The sequence below is a fragment of the Frankia sp. CeRuru1 genome, assembly GCF_977966315.1.
On sequence record NZ_CDWWEW010000168.1, the window covers coordinates 1 to 10,693 of the forward strand.

Below are 10,693 nucleotides of genomic sequence, written 5' to 3' on the forward strand. Positions count from 1 at the left end.
GTAAGCGCTCACGGAAAGTGCTGAGCGAGGGTGCTCCGGGGTCGATTGTCACGGTCAACTTTCCGAAGGCCGCCCGCAACACAGCGTCGGTGGTGCCCACACGGCACGGCCAGCCGATACCCGGGCGGCGGGCTGGGGAAGGGCGAGCCTGATGAGTGACCGCTCTGTCCCCCGGCGGGTCGAGGTCGACGGCGCCGAGATGGTGATGCTCGAACCGCACGCCTACCAACAGCTGCGCGCACACCGCCGCCAAGCCGGCGCGCAGTCGGCCCGGATGCGCGAGCTGCGCCATCAGTTGGACCTGCTCGTCGACTATCTCGACGGCCTGACCCGCCAGGCACAGGCACTGCCTTCCTGCGCCGACTGTCCGGGCCCGGAGTGCCCAACGACTGACCTCGACTGCCCCCGACGTCTGCTCCTGACCACGCTCGCCGCACGTCCGGTCCCAGACCAGCGGCGCAGCACCGACCGGTAGCCCGGAAACTGATGCGTCACAACCCATCGGCGCCTCGTCGGCGTGAGGTGGACGGGACGTCGATGACGCGGACGGCGTGCGACGGGCCGGTCGTCTCACGCGAAGAGGCCGGGCCGCCGCGGCCTGGCCTGCGGGTACCGACGGGTGCGTCGGTACGGCGGCCGTGGTGAGCGTCGAGTCCGCTGGTACGGCGGATGCCCTCGGGGCATCGGCGGGCTCGCGGTCGGCGAGTGGGTCATCAACGCCGAGGTGGCGCAGGACTATTGCCGGGACGATCCCGCGCGCCACCTCGAGGAGATCGCCGCCGAGCTGGGGCTGCCCGCGGCGCGGTGGCGTCCCGGCACGGTCAACCTCGTCTGCCTGCTGCCCGTGCTGCTCAGCGACGCGGCCCTGGTCAACGCCGTCGTCACGGCCACCGAGGCGAAGAGCCAGGCGTTGCTGGAAGCCGGCGTTCCCGGCACCGGCACGGCGTCCGACGCCCTCGTGGTGTGCTGCCCCGCCGGCTCCGCTGGTGGACCGCCGGGAGTCGAGTACTGCGGCCCGCGCTCGCGATGGGGAGCCCGCCTGGGCCGTGCCGTCCACGCCGCCGTCGCAGGCGGCGCCGCGTGCTACGCCGCCCGATGGGCGGAGCCCTCAGCCTGACCGCCATGTCCGCCCGGCGGGTCCGAACCCAGATCAGGAGATGCTTCTGTACCGCTCCGCCGGCCGGACGGGGCGGCAGACGGCCCGCGCGCCGACGCCGCGACGGGCTGAGGACGCGGGTGCGGGAGGCTGGGCGCTCGTCGGCGAGGCCGTGAGCGAGACGACCTCACGCCACATGCCGGCTCGTGCCTCCGGCCCCCGGTGCCGTTGCTAGGCTGCTGAGCGCAGCTGGTTCGACCGCCACTCGGTGCCTCGACGAGGTAATGGGTGGTGGGAGACGTGAGAGGGAACCCGGTGGGAATCCGGGACTGCCCCGCAGCGGTGAGTGGGAACGAACACCGTCCGATGCCGCACCTGACGGGTGCGGCGGGACAGCACTGAACTCGTAGCGGCTCGACCGGCCTTGAGCTGGGCGGGCCCGGGGTTTGGGAAGCGACGGCCAGTAGGGAGCCCCGTCCGAACGGATCGGGAAGGCCCACGAGTCCGAAGACCTGCCCGCTGTGCGTGCGCGCGGTCGCGAGCACGCTTGGCTGTGACCTCGTGGGTGGGTCCGCGCCGTCGGCGCCTCTCGGTCGGACTTTCGACGACCAGTCGGGGTGCCGGTGTCGTGCTGGTCTGTTCGCGAGGTCAGGTGGACTCGCGAAGGAGAGCCCATGAGCACGACCGCACCGCTTAGTCGCGCGACGGTGTACGGGTATCCCCGGCAGGGTGCCAATCGGGAGCTGAAGAAGGCGACCGAGGCGTACTGGGCGGGCACGAGCGACGCCGAGCAGTTGCTGGCGGCCACTCGGCAGCTACGCCAGGAGCGCCTGGCCCAGCTGAGGCAGGCCGGGATCGAGGAGATCCCGAGCAACGACTTCTCGCTGTACGACCACGTGCTGGACACCGCCGTCATGCTCGGCGCCATCCCGGCGCGCCACCGTACGGCGGTCCCGGAGGTGAGCACGCCGAAGGGCAGGCTGGACCGCTACTTCGCCATGGCTCGCGGCACCGCGGACGCCGAGCCGCTGGAGATGACGAAGTGGTTCGACACCAACTACCACTACCTGGTGCCCGAGCTCGGCCCCGACACCGACTTCAGCCTGGACGCGGCCAAGCCGCTCGGTGAGTTCGCCGAGGCGAAGGACGCCGGTGTCCTCACCCGGCCGGTGCTGGTCGGCCCGGTGACGTTCCTGCTGCTGGCCAAGGCGGCTCCGGACGCGGGCGAGGGTTTCGAGCCGCTGTCGCTGCTGGACCGGATTCTGCCGCTGTACGCAGACGTGCTGCGCCAGCTGCGGGCCGCCGGGGCCGAGTGGGTCCAGCTCGACGAGCCGGCGCTGGTCCTTGACCAGCCTGCGGCGGTCCTGGAGGCGGTCAGCGGCGCCTACGCAACGCTGACCGCCGCGGCGGACCGGCCGAAGCTGTTGCTGGCCACCTACTTCGACCGGGTCGGTGACGCGCTGCCGGTGCTGCGCGACAGCGCCCTCGACGGCGTCGCGCTCGACTTCGTCGGACCGGCGTCGGCCAACCTGGCGGCCCTTGCCGCCGCCGGCGGCCTCGGCGACAAGCGACTGGTCGCCGGCGTCGTCAACGGGCACAACATCTGGGCCGCCGACCTGGCCGCCACCCTCGACACGATCGAGAGCCTGCGGGGCCTCGCCGGCCGAGTCGACGTCTCGGCCTCCTGCTCCCTGCTGCACGTCCCGCTGGATGTGGTCCTCGAGGGCGACCTGGACCCCGAGATTGCCGGCTGGCTGGCCTTCGCCCGGCAGAAGCTCGACGAGATCGTCACCCTCACCGCCGGCCTCACCTCGGGACGGGACGCCATCGCCGGCGCCCTGCAGACCAACGCCGCGCGTCTCGCCGCCCGGGCCGTGTCGCCGCTCGTGCGGGTCGAGGCGGTGCACCAGCGGGCCGCGGCCGTGACCGGCGCGGACCTGCACCGGGCGAGCCCCTACGAGAAGCGTGACCTGGTCCAGGCGGAGCGGCTGAGCCTGCCGCAGCTGCCGACGACCACTATCGGGTCGTTCCCGCAGACCGCGAGTCTGCGCCAGGCCCGGGCCGCGCTGCGCAACGGGAGCATGTCCCCGGACGGCTACGTCGAGGCGATGCGGACCGAGATCCGCAACGTGATCGCCGCCCAGGAGGAGTTCGGGCTGGACGTGCTGGTGCACGGCGAGCCCGAGCGCAACGACATGGTGCAGTACTTCGGCGAGCAGCTGACCGGGTTCCTCGCGACGACGGACGGCTGGGTGCAGTCGTACGGCTCGCGCTACGTCCGGCCGCCGATCATCCTGGGTGACGTCGTCCGTCCGGAGCCGATGACCGTCGCCTGGGCTACCTACGCCCAGAGCCTCACCGACAAGCCGGTCAAGGGCATGCTCACGGGCCCGGTCACCATGCTGGCCTGGTCGTTCGTCCGCGACGACCAGCCACGGGCCGACACCGCGCGGCAGGTCGCGCTCGCCCTGCGCGACGAGGTGGCCGACCTGGAGGCCGCGGGCATCGGGGTGATCCAGGTCGACGAGCCGGCGCTGCGCGAGACCCTCCCGCTGCGGCGCGCCGACCGGGCCGAGTACCTGGCCTGGGCAGTCGAGTCGTTCCGGCTGACCACGTCCGGGGTGCGCGACGAGACGCAGATCCACACCCACATGTGCTACGCCGAGTTCGGCGACGTGCTCCAGGCGATCGTCGACATGGACGCCGACGTGATCAGCCTGGAGGCGGCCCGCTCGAAGATGGCCATCGTCGCCGACCTCGCGCGCGCCGACTACCCGAACGAGGTCGGCCCCGGGGTGTGGGACATCCACTCGCCTCGGGTGCCCTCCGTCGAGGAGATCACCGAGCACCTGCGCGTCGCGACCGACGCCTTCCCCGCCGGGCGGCTGTGGGTCAACCCCGACTGCGGGCTCAAGACCCGTGGCTACCCCGAGGTCCGCGCGACCCTCACCAATCTGGTCACCGCGGCCCGCGAGGCCAGGACACAGCTGTAACCCGCGCCCGCGGAGATGACGAGGGCGGGGCGCGACCGCCCCCCGCCCTCGCCGTCGGGCGTCGGCCACAGCCGCGCCGGACATGCCGCCCGCAAGATCATAGACAAGTGGAGGAACCATGACGCTGCCAGCATCGTCCGTGGGGCGCGGCCTGTCGTTGAGCAGAAACTACCTGGCGGCGATGGGCACGTCGGCCGAGCCCGCCGCGCTCGCGTTCTTCACCCAGCTGGATGTGGTCGCAGCGACGGAACCGACCGTCGCGGCCGGCATCGTCCAGGAGCTGGTCGACCAGCGTTCCAACATCAAGCTCATCGCCAGCGAGAACTACGCGTCGCTGGCGGTGCAGCTCGCGCAGGGCAACCTGCTCACGGACAAGTACGCCGAGGGCATCTCGGGCAAGCGCTTCTACGCGGGCTGCGACAACGTCGACACAATCGAGACACTCGGCGCCTCGTACGCTCGCGAGCTGTTCGGGGCCGACCACGCCTACATCCAGCCGCACTCGGGCGCGGATGCCAACCTGGTGGCCTTTCTTGCGATCCTGGCCGAGCGGGTCGAGTCGCGGTTCCTGGAGAAGTTCGCCCGGAAGAACTCCGGCGAGTTCACCGCGGCGGAATGGAGCCAGCTCCGCGGCGAGCTGCACGACCAGCGGCTGCTCGGCCTGGACTACTACTCCGGAGGGCACCTCACCCACGGGTACCGCCTCAACGTGTCGTCCCGCCTCTTCGACACCCACCAGTACACGGTGGACCGGGAAACCAAGCGCATCGACCTCGACGCGCTGCACCAGCAGCTGCGTGAGGTCCGCCCGCTGATCCTGCTCGCCGGGTACAGCGCCTACCCCCGGCTCATCGACTTCGCGCGGCTCCGCCAGATGGCCGAGGACGTCGGCGCCGTTCTGATGGTCGACATGGCGCATTTCTCTGGGCTTGTTGCCGGGAAGATGTTCACCGGGAACTACAACCCGGTCGAGCACGCGCATGTGGTGACCAGCACGACGCACAAGACGTTGCGCGGTCCGAGGGGCGGCTTCGTGCTGAGCACCGGCGAGTTCGCGGACGCGGTCGACAAGGGCTGCCCCCTGCTTCTCGGCGGGCCGCTGCCACATGTGATGGCCGCGAAGACCGTGGCCCTCCGCGAGGCGCTCGACCCCTCGTTCAGGGACTACGCCGCGCGGATCGTCCAGAACGCCCGCCGCCTCGCCGAGGGGCTGATCAGCAGGGGCCTGCCGGTGCTGACCGGCGGCACCGACAACCACCTTGTCCTCGCCGACGTGGCGAGCCTCGGCCTCACCGGCCGGCAGGGGGAGGCGGCACTGCGGTCGGTCGGCCTGACACTCAACCGCAACGCTCTGCCCTTCGACGCGAACGGGCCGTGGTACACCAGCGGCCTGCGCCTCGACACCGCCGCGATCACCACGCTCGGCATGGGAGAAACCGAGGTCGACGAGATCTTCGACGGCGGCGGCCGGCCGAGCAAGGCGAACTACGAGATCGAGGCCGCCACGACCGAGGCCGCGCGGGCCCGGGTCACCGACCTGCTGGGGCGGTTCCCCGTCTACCCGGAGATCGACCTTGAGGCGGCAGGCTGGACCGGCGCGGCCACGGCGCGCTGAACGGTGGCTGGCGCGGGAGCCGCCGATCCACCCGAGGGGCCGACTCCGCGGCGAAGTCCTCGCCCAGCGGCCCGTCAGCGGCTCTCGTGCCGCGTCTGGCTCGTGCCGTCCAGGCCGCCGTCACCGAGGGCACGGCACGGCGCCACCTGCTGGTCCGCCGTCCCACTGGCACGGAGGCCATGCCCTACCCGGTGCGAGGCGAGCCTGAGCAGGCGGTCGGCCTTGAGCTGGGTCTCCCGCCACTCGGCCGCGGGATCGCTGCCCCAGGTGATACCGGCGCCCGTGCCGAACCAGAGCCGTCCGTCGTCCAGCCAGAACGTCCTGATGCCGACCGACAGCCACCCTCGGCCGTGGTCGGCATCCACCCAGCCGACGCCGCCGCAGTAGGGACCGCGCGCGACTGGCTCCAGGGCGCTGATGATCCGCAGCGCGGTCGACTTCGGCGCCCCAGCGACGGACCCGGGCGGCATGACCGCCGCGAGCAGCTCGGCCCAGCCAGTCCCCGGCGCCAGCCGGGCCTCGACCGTGGAGACCAGATGGACTAGGCCTGGATGAGCCTCGACCGCGCACAGCGCGGGCACGGTGACGCTACCGGCCCGCGCGACACGGCCCAGGTCGTTGCGGACCAGATCCACGATCATGACGTTCTCCGCGTAGTCCTTCTCGCGCAGATCAGCGGCTGTGTGACCGGTCCCCTTGATGGGTCCCGAGCGAACCATGTCGCCGTCGCGTGCCACGAACAGCTCCGGCGACGCTCCCACGATCCACAGACCGGCTTCGGGCACGTCGAGGGTGACGGCGTACGGCGCGGGATTCCCCCGCGCGAGCACCGCCGCGAGCGCCGCGGCATCCGGCCTGCCCTCGGGCATCGGCGCGGACAGCAGCCTGCACAGGTTGACCTGGTAGACGTCGCCGGCCTCGATCCGGCAACGGACCGCCTCGACGCCGGCGAGGTAGGTGTCCTGGTCCAGCGAGAAGGTCCAGGCATCCCGTATCTGGCACCCGAACTGGTCCTGCTGTTCAAGGCCAAGCACGCCCGCCCCAAGGACCAGGCAGACTTCGACGAAACCATCCCGCACCTGACGTCGACCCAGCGCCGGACCCTGGCCAGGCTCCTCGCCCGCGCGCACCCCGGACACCGCTGGCAGGCGAACCTGTAGCCCCCGCGCCAGCACCTTCCAAACGCCGCCGCCGACCGGATGTCCCCGGTGTCGGGCTCGACATCCGCCGCGGCCCATTAGCCGACCCTCGGCGTGCGTCGTGCACCGCGCGGCCAAGCCCGTCGGTCATCGCGTCGAGGATGTTGCGCAGGCTGTTTGCCGATCTGGGTGACCGTCACCTCCGCGGCGCCGTTCTCGTCACCTTCGGTGATCGCCCGGCAGATCGGTGCGTGTTCCCGGGCGCCTCACGGAGCTGGAAGGGTGCCGGACTTCGTCCGGGGAGGCATCGCTCACGAAGGCCCTCGACTTGCAAGGGACGCTGGCTCCGCTCATGGCCGGCGACTGGCCTGGTCGTCCGAGCCGACGGCCAACGGCGGGACCTCGACGACGAAGAACAGGAAGATGGTTTTGGTGGAGAGGTCGTGGAAGTCGTTGGGGAAAAGCTCGCGGGCGACCGGGTCGGGCTGCGGCTCGCTGATGCCGGAAAGACGGAATCCGGCGGTGGTGAAGGCATCGGTCATCGCGTGCAGTGGCCTACGCCAGAACCTCATCGGGACGGACTGCCCGTCGAACGCCCAGTCGAAGGTGTAGCTGGTGGTCGCAAAATAGTCAGGGCGAGGATTCTGGATCGTGTAGGCCACGAAAGGATGGTCCACCGACGCGATCAGCCGGCCGCCGGGCCTGAGCACTCGCCGCGCCTCGGCCAGCGTAGGCCCCCAGTCCTCCAGGTAGTGCAGTACCAGCGACGCGACCACGTCGTCGAATGCGCCGTCAGCAAACGGCAGGGGGTCTCTCAGGTCGACCAGGTGCAGGGCCGTGTCGTCGCCCAGTCGTCGCCTGGCCAACTCCAGCATCCTGGCGCTGACGTCGATGCCGGTGACGACCGCACCGCGATCGCGCAGCGCGGCGGACAGGGCGCCTGCGCCGCAGCCAGCATCCAGGACCCGACGGCCGGCCACGTCTCCGGCGAGGGCCAGCATCGCGGGCCGCTCGTAATACGAGTTCACGAGATTTTTCTCGGTCGCTGCCGAGTACTCCTCGGCAAAGCTGTCGTAGTCATTCACGCGAGCCGGGTCCGCGGAACGGGCGAGGCTCTGGGGCCTGTCGGCTACTCGGTCCACCGTCGCAGTCTAATAGGTCAGGGAAATTAGTAAAGCGTGGTCTCATGCCGGCCTTCCCCGGCCCGCGACGGCGGTGGAATCGGTCCTGACCGGTATTGCCCGGTGCCTCCCGCCGGTCAGCGCTGCGCCCTCCAGGCGTGATCTTGCCGGTCGTGTCGGCCGTACTGCCGCCGGCCGCCGAAGCCTCACCGACCGGTAGCGGCGCGGGGGTCCACGGCCGGCGGAACGCGTCGTCCGGACATCCACCCGCCGACGTAGTGGGTCCGCTCGCCGGGGGTACCAGCCGGTCGTAGGCGCCAAGCGTGATGAACGTCGGCAGGGTGTCGCTCAGCGCGGCCTCCTCGATCAGGGCCTGGATCGCCGCGATCCGAGCGCCGTCGGCGCCGGCCTCGGCGAGCGCGGTGAGGTGTTCGTCGAGCACGGCGCGGACCTCGTCGGCGGTGACCACGCCGCCCTCGGCGACCGGGGTCTCGTGCCGGATCCACTGCCAGAGCTGGGTGCGGGCGATCTCGACGGTGGCGGTGTCCTCCATGAGGCCGTTCAGGGCGACGGCGCCGGTGCCGGACAGCCAGGCGTCCAGGTAGCCGACGGCGACCGCGACGTTGCCGCGGACGCCGTCGATGGTGACCCGCCCGGGGGTGAGCCGGACGGCGAGCAGGTCCGCCGCCGCGGCGCGGACGTCCTCGCGGGTCCGGTCGAGCTGGTGCGGGCGGTCGCCGAGGACGGCGTCGAACTCGCGCCGGCAGACGGGGACGAGGCCGGGGTGGGCGACCCACGAGCCGTCGAACCCGTCGCCGGCCTCCCGGCGCTTGTCCTCGGCGACCCGGTTGAACGCCTGCTCGTTCGCGGCCGGGTCGGAGCCGGGGACGAGCGCGGCCATGCCGCCGATCGCGTGCGCGCCCCGCCGGTGGCAGGTGCGGACCAGCAGTTCCGTGTAGGCGCGCATGAACGGGACCGTCATGGTGACCGCCGCCCGGTCCGGGAGGACGAAGTCCGGCCGGTCGCCGAGGTTCTTGATGACGCTGAAGATGTAGTCCCAGCGGCCGGCGTTGAGCCCGGCCGAGTGCTCCCGCAGCGCGTAGAGGATCTCCTCCATCTCGAACGCGGCCGTGATCGTCTCGATCAGGACGGTCGCGCGGATGGTGCCGCGCGGCATCCCGAGCCGGTCCTGGGCGAAACGGAACACGTCGTTCCACAGCTCCGCCTCGTGGTGGCTCTCGATCTTGGGAAGGTAGAAGTACGGCCCGGCGCCGCGCTCGACCAGCGCGCGGGCGTTGTGGAAGAAGTACAGCCCGAAGTCGACGAGGGCCGCGGGCGCCGGGCAGCCGTCCAGGGTGACGTGCCGCTCGGTCAGGTGCCAGCCGCGCGGCCGGACGACGATCGTCGCCAGCTCGTCGCCCAGCGTGTACCACTTGCCCTGCGGGCTGACGAAGCTCAGCGTGCCGGCGACGGCGTCCTTCAGGGCCAGCTGCCCATCCATCACGTTGGCCCAGGTGGGGGCCGTGGCGTCCTCGAAGTCCGCCATCCAGACCTTGGCGCCCGAGTTGAGCGCGTTGATAGCCATCTTGCGGTTCGGCGGCCCGGTGATCTCGACCCGGCGGTCGGCCAGGTCCGCGCCGGGGCGGCGACCCGCCAGGCCGGGTCCTCGCGGATGCGCCGGGTTTCCGGGCGGAAGTCGGGCAGCTGGCCGGTTGAACGAGGGCGAGCAGTTGTACGCCAGCAGCTGGTCCGGGGCCTCCTTCTTGACCCCCTCGGCGAACGCCCTGGCGACTTCCAGGTCGGGCTCGGAGGTCTCCATCCAGAGCAGGTCGGCGTACTCCGCGTAGGCGATGCCGCGCTGGATGCAGGGCGCGAGGCCGTTGCGGACGTAGTAGAAGCCCTCCGAGGAGCGCTCGCCGGTGACGAACGGCCGGTCCCGCTCGTCGACGTCGCTGGTGATCAGCGTCGCGGCCTGGGCGTCCGTGCGGGCGATGAGGACGGTCGGCACCCCGGCGACGTCGGCGGCCAGCCGGGCGGCGCTGAGCGTCCGCTCGTGCTGCTTCGTCGGGATGAGGACCTTGCCGCCGAGATGGCCGCACTTCTTCTCGGAGGCGAGCTGGTCTTCCCAGTGCACGCCGGCGGCCCCGGCGGCGATCATGGCGCCCATCAGCTCGTAGGCGTTGAGCGGTCCGCCGAAGCCGGCCTCGGCGTCCGCGACGATCGGCGCGAGCCAGTCGCGGGTGACGGTCCCCTCCGCGACCTCCAGCTGGCCGGCCCGCAGCAGCGCGTTGTTGATCCGGCGCACCACGGCCGGGACCGAGTTGACCGGGTAGAGGCTCTGGTCCGGGTAGGTCTGCCTGGCCAGGTTGGCGTCCGCCGCGACCTGCCAGCCGGACAGGTAGATCGCCTTCAGCCCGGCGCGGACCTGCTGCACCGCCTGGTTGCCGGTGAGCGCACCGAGGGCGTGCACGTAGTCCTCGTCGTGGATCAGCCGCCACAGCCGGTCGGCGCCGAGCTCGGCGAGGGTGTGCCGCTCGCGCACGCTGCCGCGCAACCGCACGACGTCGGCCCCGCCGTAGTCGCGTCGCACCCCGGCCCAGCGCGGGTCGGTGCGCCACTGCTGCTCCAGCAGCTCGGTCTGCTCCTGCTGCGCGGCCGACAGCGCGCCGCGAGGTGTCGCCTGGGTCGTCATCACGAGCCTCCTGTGCGCCTACGCCCCTGCGCCGCGC

Annotated in this window: 7 protein-coding genes and 1 riboswitch; of the genes, 4 read left to right on the forward strand and 3 right to left on the reverse strand. The window is 71.7% G+C overall.

What is annotated here, in order from left to right:
* The first annotated feature begins 151 nt into the window (after positions 1-151).
* From AC08OP_RS13560 to AC08OP_RS13575, 4 genes are all read left to right on the forward strand, one after another.
* Complete coding sequence (locus tag AC08OP_RS13560; protein WP_476614521.1) at positions 152-475, forward strand: hypothetical protein; 324 nt, start codon at positions 152-154, stop codon at positions 473-475.
* Between the two features lie 144 nt (positions 476-619).
* Complete coding sequence (locus tag AC08OP_RS13565; RefSeq protein WP_476614522.1) at positions 620-1,117, forward strand: adenosylcobinamide amidohydrolase; 498 nt, start codon at positions 620-622, stop codon at positions 1,115-1,117.
* 228 nt (positions 1,118-1,345) lie between these two features.
* Positions 1,346-1,630: riboswitch (cobalamin riboswitch) on the forward strand.
* 140 nt (positions 1,631-1,770) lie between these two features.
* Complete coding sequence (gene metE / locus AC08OP_RS13570; RefSeq protein ID WP_476614523.1) at positions 1,771-4,089, forward strand: 5-methyltetrahydropteroyltriglutamate--homocysteine S-methyltransferase; 2,319 nt, start codon at positions 1,771-1,773, stop codon at positions 4,087-4,089.
* A gap of 118 nt (positions 4,090-4,207) precedes the next feature.
* Positions 4,208-5,704 carry an aminotransferase class I/II-fold pyridoxal phosphate-dependent enzyme gene (locus tag AC08OP_RS13575; RefSeq protein ID WP_476614524.1) on the forward strand — a complete coding sequence of 499 codons (1,497 nt, stop codon included), beginning with the start codon at positions 4,208-4,210 and terminating at the stop codon, positions 5,702-5,704.
* Positions 5,705-5,778: 74 nt separating this feature from the next.
* Here AC08OP_RS13575 and AC08OP_RS13580 read toward each other — a convergent pair whose 3' ends face one another.
* The 3 genes from AC08OP_RS13580 to aceB form a co-directional block, all read right to left on the reverse strand.
* Complete coding sequence (locus AC08OP_RS13580) at positions 5,779-6,843, reverse strand: chorismate-binding protein (protein WP_476614525.1); 1,065 nt, start codon at positions 6,841-6,843, stop codon at positions 5,779-5,781.
* 350 nt (positions 6,844-7,193) lie between these two features.
* Positions 7,194-7,928 (reverse strand): class I SAM-dependent methyltransferase, encoded by a 735-nt coding sequence (locus tag AC08OP_RS13585; protein ID WP_476614526.1) that lies wholly within the window; start codon positions 7,926-7,928, stop codon positions 7,194-7,196.
* Positions 7,921-10,656 carry a malate synthase A gene (gene aceB, locus AC08OP_RS13590; protein ID WP_476614527.1) on the reverse strand — a complete coding sequence of 912 codons (2,736 nt, stop codon included), beginning with the start codon at positions 10,654-10,656 and terminating at the stop codon, positions 7,921-7,923. The genes AC08OP_RS13585 and aceB overlap by 8 nt, the downstream gene beginning before the upstream one ends.
* Positions 10,657-10,693: the final 37 nt, after the last annotated feature.

What these genes read in the sequence shown, in the direction of transcription:
- AC08OP_RS13560 (WP_476614521.1), top strand. Translation starts at nt 152, where the DNA reads ATGAGTGACCGCTCTGTCCCCCGGCGGGTCGAGGTCGACGGCGCCGAG.
- metE (WP_476614523.1), top strand. Translation starts at nt 1,771, where the DNA reads ATGAGCACGACCGCACCGCTTAGTCGCGCGACGGTGTACGGGTATCCC.
- AC08OP_RS13575 (WP_476614524.1), top strand. Translation starts at nt 4,208, where the DNA reads ATGACGCTGCCAGCATCGTCCGTGGGGCGCGGCCTGTCGTTGAGCAGA.
- aceB (WP_476614527.1), bottom strand. Translation starts at nt 10,656, where the DNA reads ATGACGACCCAGGCGACACCTCGCGGCGCGCTGTCGGCCGCGCAGCAG.